Genomic DNA, 17,261 nt, shown 5'->3' with positions numbered 1-17,261 from the left:
ATCCTTGTTTGCTGTGAACGATCTACCGGTATTTGCTTCGATAATTTTTTTCAATTGACATTAAGGATAAACTATTGCTACTTCTAGTATGTCCTCGAGAGGAATATAATGAGATTCTGTTGCTTCACTCAACACCTGTAGAGATTTGCCTATATAATCAAAGTTCGAGACAAATCCTGTTATCGTGTGGAACCTTTGTTTGCGGTAAAATGTAATTCCTACTCGTGATTTGTCTAGCAGTGCTGATCTAATGATTTCGTTTAGCTCATCTATTTTTTGTTCATCAAGGATAGGCTTCTGTACGTTCTTTTGCTCCTGATATAGATCCGAATGCATTTTTTTATGTTCTGGTAACATCATCATTGACCACTTTGCTGCGCCTCTGTCCATCATGCACGATGTCCTCCTATCTTTTTACTTCTCTCCAATGCAACGCCTGCCTTGGTGTAGCTGCTTTACGGCTTCGTATGTGAATGACCGTAGCGTTGATAACTTTGTAGGGGCATATAGTAACTGGTTCTCCATTTACAACGCATATCACGAACCTTTAACAACTGACGGTGAACACCACACTTTTAAAATCATGTTTAATGACGCGAAGGTTGATGATTTTTCAGACGATTTTCTAGCTACATTAGCTGCTCATGAATGGGGGCATGTCTGGGGACTGAAGGATGTTTCATACTCACACGTTTTAATGTACTCGAGAATAGGTGACGGCGGTGGCACTGCTGATGGGCCGACACAGGCGGATCTTAACGGTCTCATGGCAATTTATTAAAAGGGGGCCATTTAATTGAAAAAGAAAGTTACTGCAGTAATCGTTACTATGCTTGTGCTCTTAAGTTTAACTGCATTTGCAGCCCAAAAGGATGAAATAACATGGATCAATGGTCTTTTAACGCCTTTAACATTCGAGGAGGTAGTTAATGATTCTGACTTGATCGTTAAGGTGAAAGTTTTAGAACGAGTCGAAACAATACATTATGAACATGATGACGTAACCAAATTTCGTGCTGAAGTTAAAAAGACTTACAAGGGGAATATAGACACTGATTATGTAGAATTTTATCAAGCTGGAGCACCTGAAAGACAGTACAAACAGAATCCTTTGCTAGAGGAGAAAAAACAATATATTTTATTCCTAAACGAAGTTGAGAGTCCTTATGGTCCAGCATACCTTATTACTGGAGAAGGTTACGGCAGATTCGACCTAAATAACGGTAAAGTGAAGCAACAGTTGCAATCACTTAATGAGAGTGGAGAAGAAGTTAAAATAGAACAACTCGAGGATCTCGAGGAAGAAATCACGGTGAAAGTTAAAAAAGCTAAAGACAAAGCAAAAAACAAACAGTAATGAAACTAAAATTGAAGTTCTCATGAGGTATGACACAGTAGGAACGGGGAATGAATTGTTCCCCTAATTATGAGTAGCGAAGTGCTAAATTTTATTTAGCGGTAAGTAGTCACCATACCTTTGCCGGTGCGGTGGCTATTTTTTGTGCAATAAAACCCCCCTGAAGAATTTTCAAGTTTCCATTAGTTTCCTTAGAGTGGTTATTTTTTTGAAATATAAGAAGACATGGGCTTGAACTCCAATGGTTTTTTGTGTTTCCTCCGTGTGCTAAACATTTCCATTGCATAGAGAACATACATTCTTATATAATAAAAAGAGAACATAGGTTCTTTTTGGAGGTTCTGTATGGAAAAAGTTATCCTTCTAACTGACATGGAGTCGTTTTATGCTTCCGTTGAAAAAGCCGATAATCCCAAACTGCAAGGTAAACCAGTTGTCGTTTCTGGGGATCCAGAGAGAAGGAGTGGAATTATTCTCGCTGCTTGTCCTCGAGCAAAGAAATACGGTGTTAAGACGGCGGAAGCTTTATGGCAAGCAAAAATGAAGTGTCCAGGAGTTGTTGTCATTAGGCCAAGGATGCAACGCTATATTGATGTGTCTGTTCAAATTACAAAGATACTTGAACAGTTTACAGATCTTGTGGAAGTGTTCTCCGTGGATGAACAATTTTTGGATATTTCTGGGAGTTTAAGGCTTTTTGGAGACGACTGGACAATTGCTAGTAAGGTGCAACAAGCTATAAAAAGTGAGACGGGAGTCTATGCACGAGTCGGAATAGGCCCTAATAAAATTTTAGCTAAAACGGCTTGCGACAACTTCGCTAAAAAAAATGAAGAAGGTATTTTTAAGTTGCATCATGATAACTTTCGGGGTCACATGTGGCCACTTCCGATCGGGAAGATGTTCGGTGTAGGGGGTAGAATGGAAAAGCATTTGCAGAGCATGAGAATTTACACAATAGGTGACTTAGCAAATTGCTCTGTTTCGGTACTAACTAAACGATGGGGAGTCAATGGCCAAGTATTATGGCAAACAGCAAATGGGATTGATCATTCACCTGTCAAGCTAGGTACACATAGTCAGCAAAAGGCAGTAGGTCATCATATGACCCTTCCTCGTGATTACTATCTCCTTCGGGATATATTTGTTGTATTGTTAGAGCTCTGTGAGGAAGTGGCGCGCCGTGCTCGAGCAAAAAAGTACAGAGGGTGGACTGTTTCAGTTAGTTCACGTGGGGCAGATTTTAAGAATCCCACTGGATTTCACCGACAAGCAAAGTTATCTTTCGCTACAAATTTTGGGACGGACATATACAGAGTAGCAACTCAGTTATTTAGAAAAAATTGGGATGGTTTTCCGGTCAGAAGCTTAGGTGTTTCCTTGAGCCAACTAGAGCCATCTGAAACTGTTCAGTTAAGTCTTTTTCCCGATAGTTCTAAGAAAGAAGATCTACATCAAGCAATTGATGCTGTACGCGGTAAGTATGGTGTGACATCAATCGTTCGAGGATCGTCCCTGACGTCGGCTGGTCAGGCGTTTGCACGTGCAGAAAAAATCGGTGGTCACTATAAATAAGGGTTGCTAAAGGAGGGTCTAGAAAGTGAAGCTAAATAAATTGGCGCCGGGGCACAATATAATGTGGGAGTCTAGCAGAATGATGCTACCAGAACATAAACAGCGACTAGTAGAGCATCAAAAAGAGAATTTGAAAAAGGAGAAGCCGATTTTAGATGAGCAACTAACGGAAACATTTATGAGTTCTATATATAGAGCAATGAAGCACAAGTCAAGGATAAGATTCCAACTTTTTGATCTTTATAAAGATCAGTTTGTGGAGGGACAGGTTCAATCAGTTGATTTGGTAAGTAGGCAAATAAAATTGCTCACACAAGTGGGGACTAAGTCGATTAATCTTGATGAGATCACTGACGTTGTTTTACAAGGTTGAGTGATATTGTGGCAGTAAGGTGGGAACCCCTCCTTACTGCTAGGTAGTTAATGTTTAACATGAATCCGTGAAGGCTCACATCCGCACTGTTAGTAAATCCTAAAGTTTACACATTATTAGTTGGTAAAGATGGAACTCTCCATGACATGTAATTTTTACGCACATCAAAGAAACACAGCCCCTTTTTTGGCAGTGCGCATCCAATCTATGGGTCCTAGGCATTACACAGGGACGAAGAATACACACTTCTTCAACAGGAACTGAAACATCGAGAACCGCTCAGGTGGTGCGTTGAGCTTAAAAATCTTTCTTCTTCCTGTATTCACTAGCTTAGAAGCTTGAATCATAATATCCTGAATGACGGTTCGTAACTGTCGGCGTTTCACCTTCGACTTCTTGGTCCCTGCGGTAGGTGCACCTAGTATGAGTAAAATATATGTGGGAGCACCCTCGACCCAAAAATTAACCCATATGTCAGGAAATGGAACAGTCCTTTCGTTCCGTTTCCTGACATAGGGGACACCAAGCGGTAGCGCGGTCAGGGGTTCAAACAAGAAAAAAGAGTTCTTCTCCTGTATGCTTGTAAGCGACAAAACAAAAAGCACAGGGCCTAGAAAAAATGGCACTAGAGATGGCAACGCAAGGCTCCTATCGCAAAGCCTCTCATGCGCTGAAGCAATTTCTCGGTTACAGTGTGATGAGCCACGAATCCGTTCGTCAGCGAGTCCTAGCTGCTCAGTCTGTTCCCTCCCCTTCCGAAACGTCACAACGCGTCTTGTTTGTAGAAGAGGACGGCTTGTATACGAAATTCCAACGTTCTTCAAAAAGAGGGAAGGAAGTGAAAATTGCAGCGGTACACGAAGGATGGAGTCGCAATGGGAAGCGGACCTCTCTAGTCAACAAGAAACACTACATGCATAAAGGCAAAGCCCCTTTCTGGGAAGGGTTTGAGACGTTCTTACTTGACCAGTATGGATACGACCCGAAGCAGACTCTATTGATCATCAACGGAGACGGAGCCACTTGGATTCAGAACGCAAGGGAGCATTTCGGAGCGTCCGCTTTTGTCTGTTTGGATCGCTTTCACATCGCGAAGGAATCAAAGACTTGTTTCACGATCATCCGCGCTATCGTGCGTTACGTAAAGCCTTAGCCCGTTACGATGTAGACGGTTTATTTCTTGAGCCGAACAGTGCGGTAGGTACTCTGCAGAAGGAGGAACGGGAGGAGAGGCTAGAGAAATTTATAGCGCTTTTAACCAAGAACAAACAAGGGCTTCGAAATTACAGAACGAGGGTATGTCTGGAGAAAAACATCTCGACAGAAGGGATGCGAGCGATGGGGAGCGCAGAAGGTACGATGAATGTGTTTGCGAAGCGCTTTAAAGGGGGTCGCGCCTGGTGTGAACAAGGCGTGATGAGCATGATGGACGTCTTCGTAGCAGGATTGAATGGATGGTCAATTCAGAACGTAGCTGGAGTCGTACTGGAAAGGCTCAAGAAGTCAGAAGGCATTCAGAAACGCACGCGACAAGTCAGCTCCATCCCGAAACAGGTAACGGAACTCGTCCGCCAAAACATACCGGCACTCGGCCAGTCAGCAGCGAAACAACTGTATGCCACACTCAAGGGACTAAGCAGCTAAAATAGCAAAATCCGAAAAGATGGCTAGTATCAATAATATAGAAAACGCTTACAAAACAAGAGGCAAAGGGCTTTTACAATATACTTCGAATTCTTGTAGAAAAAAAACTCCCACTAAATCTTGACTCAATCGCCAAAGACAGGCGTCTTGCATGGGATACCTTTATCCGTAATCATGTAACGAATATCATTTTGTGACTTTGCAACTTCTACTCGAAGTTCATTTTTACTAGTTGAAATAGAGAATTCACCACCTATTTTTGTTATTCTATTAATCGTTTACATAAAAAAGTGTACACGATTAACTTCCTCTTAGGGAGAGAAGGAAACTGCTAATCTTGTAAACTATTAGTGAATCGTATACGTAATGATAACAGAACATCGATCGAGTACTGGAAAATAGCTTCCGGTGGAACGAATTCATTCATTAGACGTGTAATTTCTATTGACGTATGGAGATATTGTCCCATATTGGCTTCAACCACTTGAATACGAGGGTCATAGGTAGGAATTTCATACAACCGACTCCCTGTTTTAATTCGGTAGTGTTTCTTCATCATGGGAGAGGCTGCCAACACAATACTTCCTTTTCGATTTTTATCTCCTACAACTGCTACGTAAGATTTTAGGGGATCTAAACCTTTATTGATGGCTTCTACGGAGGCAAAAAATGACTTCATATCAACGCATAGCATTTCGTGATAGGGAAGTGTCGAATAATCAATCATGTCTCATCCACTCCTAAATAGAACATTCGTTCCTAACAACAGTATATGCGAACATATGATCGTTATGCAATGTTCAAAAAATGGAAACGTAGTATGGGGTATTCTTTAATATTTTGTATGTAGGCTTATCATTATATTGTTGTGTCTGTATTCCCTATTCTGACATGGGTTATGCGTGTTTTTTAACTGCGAAAGTTGAGGACTTTACTTATGTCCACAAACCAAAAAGACCGCCACACTAAGCGGTCTTTTGTGTATAGTCTATTTTTCTGCTTACAACACCCACCAAACCAAAAACGGAACAAGTACGAGCACTGGAAAAATCCCATCCAAATAAGAAACCGTCATTTGATGATAATACGTTCGCTTCCGGCTACCGGTAAACCCGCGCGCCTCCATAGAGAGTGCTGTTTGCTCTGCTTTGCGGATAGCGAGTGCAAGCAGGGGAACGGTGGTCCGCTTAATTTGTTTCAGCTTTTCTGCAGGTGTCCGAGCCCTGCGCACACCCCGAATACGTCCGGCTTGCTGGAGATGGCGGAATTCTTGCCGAATGAGTGGCAGGAAGCGATAGCCTGCTAAAATGCTGTAGGCAAGTTTTGGTGGTAGGCGGGCTTGTTGCATGGCGCTTAGCATGAATTCAGTCGGTTTTGTCGTAAGGACAAACAGTAATGATAGTGATGTAAAAGCAAGCACCCGAGCGCTCAATGAAAGTCCATTTTCTAACGTGTTTGTTGTCACTTCTACCCACCAAAACGTCCAAAGTACCGCGCCTGTTTGCTCAGCCGGAGCGGGAAATAAGACGGCATTCCATAACGTAACTGCAGCGAGAAACAAGCAAGGTGCAAACAAGAATAGCCAGACTTTGATGTGTACTTTGCCGAAAAGAAAGGTTAACAGAGTTGCCCACGCAAAGTAGAAGAGGGGTAGCCCAGCGTCGAACACGTTTGCTAGAAGGAATACGGGAACGAGTACGGAAATGCCTTTTACGACAGGGTTGATGCGCTGTAGCATGATCGTTTTTCCTCCTGACGTTTCCATTCTTGTTGTAGTCGAATTCGAAATGGGAGTGTTAAGTGCGCTTCGGCTAGGACGTATGGAGATTCCCATAACAGATCAGGTGTCCCTTCAAAGAGCAGCTTACCTTCGGACAGGACAAGAACGCGGTCGAAATGTGTATCTACTAAATCCATATCGTGAGTTACGCAGCATAAAGCTGTTCCACGTGCGGTTACTTCTTGAAACATATTCATTAACTGGGCAGTTGTGTAAGCATCTTGACCAAATGTCGGTTCGTCGAGCAACAGCACGCTGTACGAAAACACCATCATGGTCGCTACACTTAGCCGTCTTTTTTGCCCTTCACTTAACGACAAAGGATGGGCGTGGACGAGCGGTTCGAGACGAAAAGAACGACACATTTGTAGCACTCGCTCTCGAATTTCTTCTTCTTTCCATGATGTGTGGAGGCGAAGGCCAAAAGCCAATTCATCAAATACCGTTTCCTCTATAAACTGCAACTCAGGATTTTGAAAAACGTACCCAATTTGTTCCCGTAACGCCACTTCACGCACTTTGGCATATGTGGTTTCGTTAATCGTTCTCTCACCGGCTGTTGGGGTGAGCAAATCGGCAAGTATTTGCAATAATGTGCTTTTTCCAGCACCGTTCTCTCCGATGATTGCCACCTTTTCTCCGTGATGTAGTGCCATGTCCACGTCGTGTATCACTCTTTTCGCTCCGTATTGATAAGAGACGTTGTCGATACGTAAGACGGGCTCAACAGCACAGACTCTGTTAGGCGGAGACAGGAACATAGAGTCTGGTAGTTCGGCAGCACATGCTGGGAGTGAGAGAGGGATACACTGCATTTCGTGTTGAAGAGCAACAGCAACGGTTGGCGGAAGGAACACACCCTCTGCATTCATTGTGTGAGCGTGAGTCGTGAACACTTCATCTGGACGATCACTTGCCAAGAGGCGCCCTTCTTTAGAAAGTAACAACACCCGATCGACAAAAGGCAACCACGCTTCATACGCATGTTCAACAAGGAATATTGCGACAGGCCACTCTTTCTGGACAGCGACAAGCGTATGAACAAACGCTTCAGATGCTTGTGGATCGAGCTGAGATGTTGGTTCGTCTAATAAAAAGGCTCGTGGCTTTAAGGCGAGCACCGAAGCTAGTGCTAGCCGTTGTTTCCAACCCCCTGAAAGCGTATGGATGAGGTCGTTTTTTTTGTCTTTCATTCCGACCAAATCGAGCGCCCAGTCGATGCGCACATCCATCTCCTTAGGTGGGAACGAGATGTTTTCTAGTCCAAACGCCACTTCCTCAGCGACCGTTTGCATACAAAACTGGTGCTCAGGATTTTGAAATACCATCCCAACTGATTGTGCTATTTCACCCGCTGGAGTAGAATTCACCTCTCGTCCGAAACAATAGAGACTTCCAGTACGTACCCCGTCTACCGCTTCTGGATACAGACCGTTCATACAACGCAAGAGCGTGCTTTTTCCAACGCCACTTGGTCCTAGCAGTAGCACAATTTCCCCTGGTGTTATCGTAAAAGATAAATGTTGAAAGAGGGGAGGGGATTCCTCGTTAAAGGAAAACCCTACCTCTTGAGCACAAATTTCACGTTTCATGCGTAATACTTCCTTTGCGTTGTTCTTTTCCGAGGGCAAATTGCGCGAGTGCCCCAGTTTTAGCGACACTGTCACTGAGCCATTTTCCAAGCAGACCGGCAAGAAGCGCACCACTAATCAAACGAACAGAGAACATCGCTGTAACGAGCGTAGGATCGAGCGCCGAAAATCCGGAAATGAAATACCCGTAAATAAAGCTCGTTACGGAAGAACCCATTCCAGCCAACATGAGAACAGCTGTTGTATATACACGATATCTCGTTGCAGCAAACACCATTTCGGCACCTAAACCTTGAACCATACCCGCCACAATTAAGCTCGGTCCTACACTACTCCCGATAAGAACTTCCACGAACGCTGCAATCGTTTCAGACAAAAAAGCAGCGCCAGGCTTACGAATAATATAAGCGGCAAGTATGGAAACGAGAAACCAAATGCCGAAAATCAGATCATACCCAATCAAACCAAACATGCCCACTAACACGTTGCCTACTTGGAAAAAGAGAAGATAAATAACACCGCATACGACAGAAAGTACGGAAAGAACAATGAGCTCACGAAGCTTCCAAGTCCCCACTTACTCGTTCTCCTTTTTGTGAGACGGACTATGTACAGACGCTTGCCACGTCATCACCACATGAGAAGATCTTGTGCGTGTTTGTTTGAACACAGTAGCTAATGTTTCTATTACTTTATCAATCGAGCCATCCAATCGACTCGCATAGTGGACGCCTTTAGAGAAGGTGCCGATTTCTGTAGCCGTTTTGCAAGCTTCATAGATGATATCCATGTAATCAGCAGTTCCCATTGGGTACAGGGCAAATTGTGAGCCGACGTACGTGGAGCTGGACAATTCTTTGAGCGATACTGGAAGCTCTTTCGGAGGTTCGGCGTCTAAATACACATCACCTTCACTATCCCCAGGGCATCCCGCAGAGAAGTTAGCGTTTAATGCAATGTGAACTCCATCTTTACTCGCAGCAGCTAAGAGAGCCTCAAGCGTAGAGAACACGTGAGCCTCTGTTCCTCGAATACAGGTTGACACATCATCCGTTTCCATCCAGACGTTTGACGTATCGACAGAAGCCAAGGCGGTTTTGATCACATCGACAAAGCTGTCTGCCATTGGGTACAAAGAAAAGCGGCATCCGACGATGTTTGGATTTCCATTACAGCTGTTTTGTTGATTCATGATTTTTCCTCCTGTGAAAAAAATTCACAAAAAAACTGCATCCCATGAGGAATGCAGTTTGAATCACCAAAGTGTTACATCGGCCGAATGATCCGCACTGCACTTCCCCACGCTAGTATTATCTAGTTCGGGTAATAAGGGTCCGGCGCGTACCGTCTCAGCCCAAAAAGAGCTCCCCTAGTGCAAAAGGTTATGCAGTTTTTTTGTTGGCTTCATTGTAAAGAGAAGTAGGATACTTGTAAAGATATTTTTTGAGAAATGTTTCTACAACATTTGTTCTGCTCGCACACAAGACTCAAATTTTCCTTTGTGCGATGCGTCACAAAACGGCTTTTTCTGTGATAGACCACAACGGCAAAGAGAAGCTATCTTTTTTGATGGAATGACATTTCCCTCTGCGTCGATGAGTTCGAACTCTCCCGTCACACGTAGAGAGCCATTGTCGTTCACTTTAATTTGTACCTTTTCCATTCACACCACTCCTTCATGTAAATGTATGCAATTTTGCCCAATATTGCAAATGGACGAAGAGCGATCCTATGTTAGGCAGGACTCTACTGTTACATGTTACGATAAGGGTAGAAAGGGGAATGCCTCTATGCATGTTCACATCACAGAAGCAGCAACAAAGCGAATTCAAGAAAAGGTAGATACAGATATAGGTCTTTTACGTATTCATTACGAAACAGAAGGATGTGGGTGTGTGATGAGTGGAGTCCCCGTTCTGCAGTGGGTAGAAAAGGCTAAAACAGGCGACGTCCAAATGAATAGTGATGCTACATTTCCTATCCACATGGAAAAGGAAAAGCTGGTATTTTTCGCAGAAGAAATGAAAATAGATATTTCAACAAAAGGAACCTTATTTCGCCTGTCATCTCCGCAACAGATTTTGAACGGACAGATGAATTTTGAGGTGGAATAACAATTTAAGTCAGATCAACGTCCTCGGTGTAAAGATTTGTGAAAACGACGAATAGGGCATCGAAATCAGCCGGTGGTTTCCGAAACCAGCAACTATGTTTGCAACGGGATCGACGACTTTTCCTCCACCTCATCAAGAAACTCGTTCACAGCCGTTTTATAGGCTTCCTGGTTGTAAACAAAGCTTTCGGCATGACCACCATGAGGTGCTATGAATAACGATTTTGCTCCTTGCTTTTTTTCGTAAAGTGCTCGCGTCATCGATACAGGAATAAAATCGTCGTGCTCACTGTGAATAAAGAGAACAGGGTTTTGAATGTGCCCAACGACCTGGAGAGGGGAGACGTCGCGCATAGAGAATCTTCCACGCATACGGACAAACCAGTCAAAGTAATGGAGGGTGAACTTTGGAAATCTCAACTCTCGCTTTAGCTGGAGCGCAACCTGATCAGAGAGTGCGCTGAACGGGCAATCGACGATATAAAATTGGGCGCGATCTTCTAATTCACCCGCGTAAAGAAGGGTCGTCACAGCACCCATAGATTCACCGAATAGTCCAAAGTACAGGTCATTGCCATACGTGTCAAATAACCAGTCGACGACGCATTGTAAATCTTCTTTTTCAAAGTACCCGTAAGAAATCGTCTTGCCACCACTGTCCCCGTGCCTTCTATGGTCGTACAACACCGCATTATAGCCTCTTTTTACAAATAAGTTCATATATTTCACCATCGCAACACTGCTTTCCCTGACCCCATGACTTAAAATGACCCATCGTTTTGAAGCAGGATGGAATTCCACCGCTTGTACGTACAAATCGTAACCGAACGGCGACACGAGTGTGCGGGTTGTTTTTGGAAGACGTTCAAACGATTCAGGGGTAATAAATCCGTCGTCTGTTTCCCGTTCCCATAAATACTTTGCTGACTTTTTCGGCATATGAATGAGTCGCTCTGATACGTAAAACCCAAGAGCCCCCAAAGTAGCGAGTACACCACCTACCCACTTCATGCTTTTGTTCAAACTATTACCCTCCTCACCATCTGTTTAATACTAATGTATCAAACCCGGTGCGTTAACGTTCGTCCTTTTGCTTACAAAAAAACGCTCTACAAAAAGTGTAGAACGCTCTCAAATCAGCGCATAAGTTAATGTTTGCAAAAAGGGTCAAATTATACCGTTAAAAAAAGGGGGGAGTGTCGATGGTTCGTTTGAGATGCGGTGTTACTTCTTCAAGTGCAAGCAATAATCCGGCTATAGAAATACTAGTATCGATCCCCATTCGTTCTAGCATAAACACGACCTCTTCCGTTGCGACATTTCCTGTTGCCCCTTTTGCAAATGGACAGCCGCCAAGACCTCCGACAGAAGAATCAAACCGTGTGACCCCTGCTTGTAGTGCGCTCCACACGTTGGCTAGCCCCATTTTGTAAGTATCGTGGAAGTGTGCAGTTAACAGGACATCGCCAGTCGTTTCTTTCAGCTTAGAAAAAAGCGTGTACACTTCAAGAGGCGTCGCAAGCCCAGTCGTATCGGCGACGCTTAATTCATCCACTCCAGCTTCTATAAACTGGTTACATAAACGGATTGTCGCTTCTGGATCAATCGAACCTTCGTACGGGCAATGAAAACTCGTCGAAATACAAGCTCTCACAAATAGCCCTCTTTCTTTTGCGTCCTTCACGAGCGGGATAACAGCTTCCATAGACTCTGCTGTTGTGCGATTGATGTTGCGTTTATTAAACGTTTCACTCACACCTACAAAAAAAGCGACTGCTTGAGTTTCGGAAACTAGCGCACGCTCATATCCTTTTGCGTTTGGAACGAGAACGATCGCTCGTTTGAGATCTGATGGTGTTTTCGGCAAAAGTTCAGCCGCGTCCTGCATTTGTGGTACCCACTTTGGTGAGACGAAGGAAGTGATCTCCATTTCTTCACAACCACTGTCAGCTAACTTTTGTAGAAAACGTTCTTTTGCTTCAGTCGGAACAAACTCCTTCTCGTTTTGTAACCCATCCCGTGGACCCACCTCTATGATCGTTACTTTTTGTGGTAAATCGTTGCTCATGTTTCGCATACCCCCTCGCATAAAATTGTAAAGGAAATTCTCTGACGTGCAAGAAAAAAGAGAAAGTTGGCAAGAGAACAGGAATTCTAGTAAACTAGAAAGAAGTAAGTACTGTATCCGCGGGCCCACACGACGTGGGTCAGAAAGGTGTTCGCTATCAGGATGTGAGTGGTCCGGCGTTGCGCATGGACGGCGCGATTTTAGCCGAGGTTCCTTACTAGGACGTCGCGAATGTAGCCTTTCATCCTTTTACATATCGGGAGGGAAAAAGTATGAAGCCAATCTATGAAAATGCTGTAAAAGCATTAGACTGTGTACAAGACGGCATGACTATTCTCGTCGGAGGGTTTGGGCTGTGTGGGATTCCTGAGCAACTCATCCTTGGACTAAGGGAGAAGGGCGTGCAAAACTTAACCGTTATCTCAAATAACTGTGGAGTTGACGAATGGGGTCTTGGTTTACTCTTGAAAAATAAACAAATTACAAAAATGATAGGCTCCTATGTGGGGGAAAACAAGGAATTTGAACGGCAAGTGCTAGAGGGTGAGCTAGAGGTAGAGCTTGTCCCACAAGGAACGCTTGCTGAGAAAATTCGAGCAAGGGGTGCGGGGATTCCAGCCTTCTATACACCGGCTGGAGTTGGAACACCTGTCGCCGAAGGAAAAGAAATCCGCACGTTCAATGGCAAAGAGTATGTATTGGAAGAGGCCATTCGTGCTGATGTGAGCCTTGTTCGTGCTTACCAAGGGGACAAATTTGGGAATTTGCGTTACTGGAAAACAGCGCGAAACTTTAACCCAATGGTCGCTGCTGCAGGGAAGGTCACGATTGCAGAAGTGGAGCACTTGGTCGAAGTTGGCGATTTAGACCCTAACCTGATTCATACGCCGAGTATTTACGTACAAGGTCTCCTCCAAGCTGAACAAGAAAAACGAATTGAACGGAAGACATTACGCGAGGAGGGAGAAGCCATATGATCACGTTAGACAAAAAACAGCTGCGCACCCGGATTGCGCGCCGAGCGGAGCGGGAAATCGGGGACGGCGACTATGTGAACTTAGGAATCGGCATGCCAACCCTTGTCGCAAACGAGCTATCTCCTAACAAACAAGTCGTTTTACAATCGGAAAATGGATTGCTCGGTATCGGCCCTTATCCGACGGAAGAAGAATTAGACGCAGATCTGATTAACGCTGGTAAAGAAACGGTAACCGCTGTCAAAGGCGCTAGCTATTTTGATAGTGCCGAGTCGTTCGGAATGATTCGCGGGGGACATATCGACGTTGCCATTCTCGGTGGTATGGAAGTAAGTGAAACTGGCGATTTAGCGAACTGGATGATCCCCGGCAAAATGATTAAAGGAATGGGCGGCGCGATGGATCTTGTCCACGGTGCCAAAAAAGTTGTCGTCATTATGGAGCACGTGAATAGAGATGGCGGCGTGAAAATCGTTCCGACCTGCACTTTGCCACTAACAGGGAAAGCCGTCGTGGGGAAAATTATTACAGAACGCGCTGTTATTGAGGTAACATCAGACGGTTTGAAGCTAGCTGAGGTGGCAGAAGGCTTTACAGTTGAAGAAGTGAAGGAAAGTACAGGGGTAGAGTTAATCGTTCCCGACGATGTGAAGCTCAACGCGTTCAAATAAGCGGAAAAAGGATGTCTCAAACTTTGAGACATCCTTTCTCTTTTGTAAACTAGAATCCAAAACTGAACTATTTAGCATAGAAAATTGACTTTCTTATAACCGATGCTCCTCATACACCTGTTCCACCGTCAACGACTGCAGCACCTGAATCTCATCGTCCGAAAGCCCTGGTGCTTCAAAAGTCCTTACCGTTTCTTTCACTTGGTCTGCTGAAGAGGAACCAACGCAAGCAACGCTTATTCCTGATTGCCCTAACGTATACTGCAAAGCAAGAGACAATAAGCTTTTATCGTCAAATCTCTTTTTCAGTTCTTCTGTGAGCTCCACAAGTTCTTGATAAGAATATTGTAGGAAGCCGTTTTCCTGCAGCTTTTGCGCCCACTCATTCGGGGCTTTATTCGTCAAAATGCCTTTCGCGACCGAACCACGCGCGATACCTGAAATCCCTTTTTCCGCAAGCAACGGCAGCACCGTCTCCTCAGGTCGTCGATCAAGCAGGCTATGCTGTACCATAACTGACGCAATTCGTGATGTCTCCGCATACGTTTGAATCACATTCGGTCTGATCGAAGACAAGCCGTAATGAAGAATCCAGCCTTCCTCCACAAGCTCTTCAAACGCTTCGATCGTTTCCTCTATTGGGTCTTCGATAGTTCCTCCGTGAAGCTGACAAAGCTGAATTTGATCAACGCCGAGCCGCCCGCAGCTTCTTTTCACAGCTTCCTTTATGTACGTCTTAGAGGGATCCCAAAACCATCCTTCCCGCCCTTGTTCAAAGTGGTTGCCGACTTTCGTAGCAATGACCACATCGTTCAAGTGTGGTGCCAAGTGCTTCCCAACAATTTCTTCGTTTTTCCCGAAATCGTATAAGTCGGCTGTATCAAAATAGGTGATGCCTGCTTCCAACGCGGCTTCTAAAATCTTGCGCGCTGTCTTTTCCTCTGTTCCTATTGTCATACAGCCGAGTCCAAGTCGTGACACGTCGAAGTTCGTCTTCCCTAATCGGATTTTGTCCATTTCGCTGCACCTCCTGTAAGGACAGTGTAGCTTCCTTGTTGCGTAGTCGGCAACTCATTTGTACGAATGTCTTCCTTTCGTCCTTTTATCCATTCATCCACCGTGTTATATTGCCGTCTATATTGCTGAAGTAAGTGTCGAATTTGCCAGGCTTTTCCCGCTAGCACGACACCTTTCTCATGAATGTACACTTTCATTCCCAATCGCCTCCAGCTTCAGTATGGTAAAATGTATGACAGACTAAACGTGCTGTAGAACGAAGCAGAGGCAAGGAGGACATAAAATGAAGCAAAAAAATAATCACCATTACGAAGAAAAAACTCTATCAACAGAGCCGATTTTTTCTGGAAGAGTCATTTCCCTTCAAGTAGATCAGGTGCAGCTACCGAACGGAAAAACGAGTACGCGTGAACTTGTAAAGCATCCTGGCGCCGTCTCGGTCATTGCATTTACAAAGGAAGAAAAGATCATTCTTGTGGAACAATATCGGAAACCGCTAGAACGAGCACTCGTAGAAATTCCAGCAGGCAAACTCGAGCCGGGTGAGGAGCCATTGGAAACGGCAAAGAGAGAGTTAGAAGAGGAAACGGGCTACAGCGCTAGTGAATGGGAGTCGCTCACTTCTTTTTACACGTCACCAGGCTTTGCTGATGAGCTCGTTCATGTGTTTGTGGCAAAGAATTTGGAAAAACTGCCTACAGAGCTTACGACTGATGAAGATGAATTTGTTGACGTGAAAGAGTGGACACTAAGCGAGGCACAAGCTGCTGTACGCGACGGCCGGATTCAAGACGCGAAAACTGCTTATGCCGTGTTATATTGGGAGCTCTTGCAGAAAAAAGGATGAGATCATGAACAGCTACCGGATAGATTTGCACGTACATATCGGAAGAGCAGGCGACAATAAAGCAGTGAAAATCACAGCAAGCGATTCGATGACAGTGCGATCGGTGTTTCAAGAAGCCAAACAAAAGGGTCTACAGATTGTGGGGATCATTGACAGTCATTCTCCTCCAGTCCAACAAGACCTACACGAAATGCTAAATAGCGGAGACTTAATTGAGTACGATGATGGAGGTTTGACGTCTACCGAGGGAATCACATGCTGGCTTGGTAGTGAGATTGAGCTTACCAATCCAACAGGTGGGGCTTTCCATTGTATCGCATACTTACCAGATAGAACAACGCTTCGAGAGTGGTCAATGTGGCTACAAAATCATGTTACTAACATTCAATTAAGTACCCAGCACGTGTACGCCCCGCCAACTGAAGTTGCTTCAATTGTTCACGAGCTCGGCGGCTTATTTGTCGCAGCTCACGCATTCACTCCATTTAAAGGACTGTACGGGAGTGGCGTAAAAGCGTCTTGGACAGAAGTATTCCGAGAAGGTGATTTGGATGCTATTGAGCTAGGACTCAGCTCCAACGCTCATCTAGCAAACGGAATCGGGGAGCTCGCTACGATCCCGTTTATTGTCGGCTCAGACGCACATTCCCTACCAAAAATAGGGCGAGAGTGGATGGTTTGTCGTATGGAGACCCCGACGCTCGCTTCCTTTGAAAAAGCACTACAAAATCAGGATGATCATGCAATTGAAACGTATTACGGGCTACCACCTCAGCTCGGAAAATACTATGAAACCGTGTGCGCCTCTTGTCGCAAAAAGGGAAGTGGCCTCGTTTGTGACCACTGTGGAAGCGAGCGCTTGCTCATCGGAGTTCGAGAAAGATTAGCTCGACTCCATAGCGGTCCACCACCACAAGAACGGGCACCGTATGTGAATCACGTACAGCTTCACCAATTACCGTTTTGGGGAAAAAAGCGAATGGAAAAAGCCGAAACCAGTGAGCTATCTGAGTGGGAAATTCTCCAAAAAGAACCGATAGAACAACTAGAAACCCTTTTCGGTCGGCAAGCAGCGCATGCTGTCAAAATGTATCGCGACAAAGCCTTCACACTGATCGAAGGTGGCGGTGGAACATACGGAAAACTTGTTTGGGACAAAGAAAAACCATAAAAAAGTCTACCTTCTCTATCATATCTACGTTCCCCTCGACATAGAGTAGAACGAGAAGAAAGAGAGGGAGGACTAC

The 17,261-nt window shown here is 44.6% G+C and carries 20 protein-coding genes, 1 pseudogene and 1 riboswitch; of the genes and pseudogenes, 10 read left to right on the top strand and 11 right to left on the bottom strand.

What is annotated here, in order from left to right:
* Positions 1-60 precede the first annotated feature (60 nt).
* Entirely contained in the window at positions 61-393 is a 333-nt protein-coding gene (locus tag HHK01_RS09480; protein WP_170007564.1) for a YolD-like family protein, read from the bottom strand.
* Between HHK01_RS09480 and HHK01_RS09475 the strand changes: the two genes are divergently transcribed.
* The 5 genes and pseudogenes from HHK01_RS09475 to HHK01_RS15935 all read left to right on the top strand — a co-directional run bounded on the left by HHK01_RS09475 (position 392) and on the right by HHK01_RS15935 (position 4,949).
* Complete coding sequence (locus HHK01_RS09475; RefSeq protein ID WP_228027533.1) at positions 392-781, top strand: hypothetical protein; 390 nt, start codon at positions 392-394, stop codon at positions 779-781. The two genes, HHK01_RS09480 and HHK01_RS09475, sit on opposite strands and share 2 nt — an antisense overlap.
* A gap of 15 nt (positions 782-796) precedes the next feature.
* Positions 797-1,357, top strand: a complete 561-nt coding sequence (locus HHK01_RS09470) for a hypothetical protein (protein WP_170007562.1) — start codon at positions 797-799, stop codon at positions 1,355-1,357.
* Positions 1,358-1,702: 345 nt separating this feature from the next.
* Positions 1,703-2,932: a DNA polymerase IV gene (locus tag HHK01_RS09465; RefSeq protein WP_170007561.1), complete on the top strand. Its 1,230-nt coding sequence runs from the start codon at positions 1,703-1,705 to the stop codon at positions 2,930-2,932.
* Between the two features lie 25 nt (positions 2,933-2,957).
* On the top strand, positions 2,958-3,305 hold the full coding sequence (locus tag HHK01_RS09460; RefSeq protein ID WP_170007560.1) for a YolD-like family protein: 348 nt from the start codon (positions 2,958-2,960) through the stop codon (positions 3,303-3,305).
* Between the two features lie 619 nt (positions 3,306-3,924).
* Positions 3,925-4,949: pseudogene (locus HHK01_RS15935) on the top strand (ISLre2 family transposase).
* A gap of 331 nt (positions 4,950-5,280) precedes the next feature.
* On the opposite strand, the gene HHK01_RS09445 reads toward HHK01_RS15935, so the two are convergent.
* The 6 genes from HHK01_RS09445 to HHK01_RS09420 all read right to left on the bottom strand — a co-directional run bounded on the left by HHK01_RS09445 (position 5,281) and on the right by HHK01_RS09420 (position 9,984).
* Complete coding sequence (locus HHK01_RS09445; protein WP_170007557.1) at positions 5,281-5,676, bottom strand: Y-family DNA polymerase; 396 nt, start codon at positions 5,674-5,676, stop codon at positions 5,281-5,283.
* 273 nt (positions 5,677-5,949) lie between these two features.
* Positions 5,950-6,687: an energy-coupling factor transporter transmembrane component T family protein gene (locus HHK01_RS09440; RefSeq protein ID WP_170007556.1), complete on the bottom strand. Its 738-nt coding sequence runs from the start codon at positions 6,685-6,687 to the stop codon at positions 5,950-5,952.
* Entirely contained in the window at positions 6,660-8,321 is a 1,662-nt protein-coding gene (locus HHK01_RS09435) for an ABC transporter ATP-binding protein (protein WP_170007555.1), read from the bottom strand. The genes HHK01_RS09440 and HHK01_RS09435 overlap by 28 nt, the downstream gene beginning before the upstream one ends.
* Positions 8,311-8,898 (bottom strand): ECF transporter S component, encoded by a 588-nt coding sequence (locus tag HHK01_RS09430; protein ID WP_170007554.1) that lies wholly within the window; start codon positions 8,896-8,898, stop codon positions 8,311-8,313. The genes HHK01_RS09435 and HHK01_RS09430 overlap by 11 nt, the downstream gene beginning before the upstream one ends.
* Complete coding sequence (locus tag HHK01_RS09425) at positions 8,899-9,513, bottom strand: YkoF family thiamine/hydroxymethylpyrimidine-binding protein (protein ID WP_170007553.1); 615 nt, start codon at positions 9,511-9,513, stop codon at positions 8,899-8,901.
* A gap of 87 nt (positions 9,514-9,600) precedes the next feature.
* A riboswitch (TPP riboswitch) is annotated at positions 9,601-9,702 on the bottom strand.
* A gap of 75 nt (positions 9,703-9,777) precedes the next feature.
* The gene (locus tag HHK01_RS09420; RefSeq protein ID WP_170007552.1) at positions 9,778-9,984 is read right to left on the bottom strand and encodes a CDGSH iron-sulfur domain-containing protein; all 207 of its coding nucleotides are present in this window, start codon (positions 9,982-9,984) and stop codon (positions 9,778-9,780) included.
* 127 nt (positions 9,985-10,111) lie between these two features.
* Between HHK01_RS09420 and HHK01_RS09415 the strand changes: the two genes are divergently transcribed.
* On the top strand, positions 10,112-10,435 hold the full coding sequence (locus tag HHK01_RS09415; RefSeq protein WP_170007551.1) for an iron-sulfur cluster biosynthesis family protein: 324 nt from the start codon (positions 10,112-10,114) through the stop codon (positions 10,433-10,435).
* A 92-nt stretch (positions 10,436-10,527) separates the two neighbouring features.
* Here the strand turns inward: HHK01_RS09415 and HHK01_RS09410 are convergent, their stop codons facing one another.
* Together HHK01_RS09410 and HHK01_RS09405 are read right to left on the bottom strand one after the other, a co-directional pair.
* A complete protein-coding gene (locus HHK01_RS09410) occupies positions 10,528-11,457 on the bottom strand; it encodes an alpha/beta hydrolase (RefSeq protein WP_228027532.1) in 930 nt (309 codons plus the stop codon).
* Between the two features lie 157 nt (positions 11,458-11,614).
* Entirely contained in the window at positions 11,615-12,502 is an 888-nt protein-coding gene (locus HHK01_RS09405) for a hydroxymethylglutaryl-CoA lyase (RefSeq protein ID WP_170007550.1), read from the bottom strand.
* A 272-nt stretch (positions 12,503-12,774) separates the two neighbouring features.
* Here HHK01_RS09405 and HHK01_RS09400 point away from each other — a divergent pair, with 272 nt between their 5' ends.
* The gene (locus tag HHK01_RS09400) at positions 12,775-13,479 is read left to right on the top strand and encodes a CoA transferase subunit A (RefSeq protein WP_170007549.1); all 705 of its coding nucleotides are present in this window, start codon (positions 12,775-12,777) and stop codon (positions 13,477-13,479) included.
* Positions 13,476-14,150 carry a 3-oxoacid CoA-transferase subunit B gene (locus tag HHK01_RS09395; protein ID WP_170007548.1) on the top strand — a complete coding sequence of 225 codons (675 nt, stop codon included), beginning with the start codon at positions 13,476-13,478 and terminating at the stop codon, positions 14,148-14,150. Before HHK01_RS09400 ends, HHK01_RS09395 begins: the two co-directional genes overlap by 4 nt.
* Positions 14,151-14,243: 93 nt before the next feature.
* On the opposite strand, the gene HHK01_RS09390 is transcribed toward HHK01_RS09395, so the two are convergent.
* Both HHK01_RS09390 and mciZ read right to left on the bottom strand, forming a co-directional pair.
* Positions 14,244-15,167 carry an aldo/keto reductase gene (locus HHK01_RS09390; RefSeq protein ID WP_170007547.1) on the bottom strand — a complete coding sequence of 308 codons (924 nt, stop codon included), beginning with the start codon at positions 15,165-15,167 and terminating at the stop codon, positions 14,244-14,246.
* Positions 15,149-15,364 carry a Z-ring formation inhibitor MciZ gene (gene mciZ, locus HHK01_RS15930; protein ID WP_170007546.1) on the bottom strand — a complete coding sequence of 72 codons (216 nt, stop codon included), beginning with the start codon at positions 15,362-15,364 and terminating at the stop codon, positions 15,149-15,151. The genes HHK01_RS09390 and mciZ overlap by 19 nt, the downstream gene beginning before the upstream one ends.
* Positions 15,365-15,450: 86 nt before the next feature.
* Between mciZ and HHK01_RS09380 the strand changes: the two genes are divergently transcribed.
* Positions 15,451-16,014, top strand: coding sequence for an NUDIX hydrolase (locus HHK01_RS09380; protein WP_170007545.1), 564 nt, complete (start codon positions 15,451-15,453; stop codon positions 16,012-16,014).
* A gap of 4 nt (positions 16,015-16,018) precedes the next feature.
* Complete coding sequence (locus HHK01_RS09375) at positions 16,019-17,185, top strand: endonuclease Q family protein (RefSeq protein WP_170007544.1); 1,167 nt, start codon at positions 16,019-16,021, stop codon at positions 17,183-17,185.
* The last annotated feature ends 76 nt before the right edge of the window (positions 17,186-17,261 follow it).

Origin of the sequence: Bacillus fonticola, assembly GCF_012955605.1 — a bacterium.
Classification (GTDB): Bacteria; Bacillota; Bacilli; order Bacillales; family JC228; genus Bacillus_CG; species Bacillus_CG fonticola.
The sequence above is the reverse complement of the archived record's forward strand: the minus strand, read 5'-3'. Positions and strand labels throughout refer to the sequence as shown.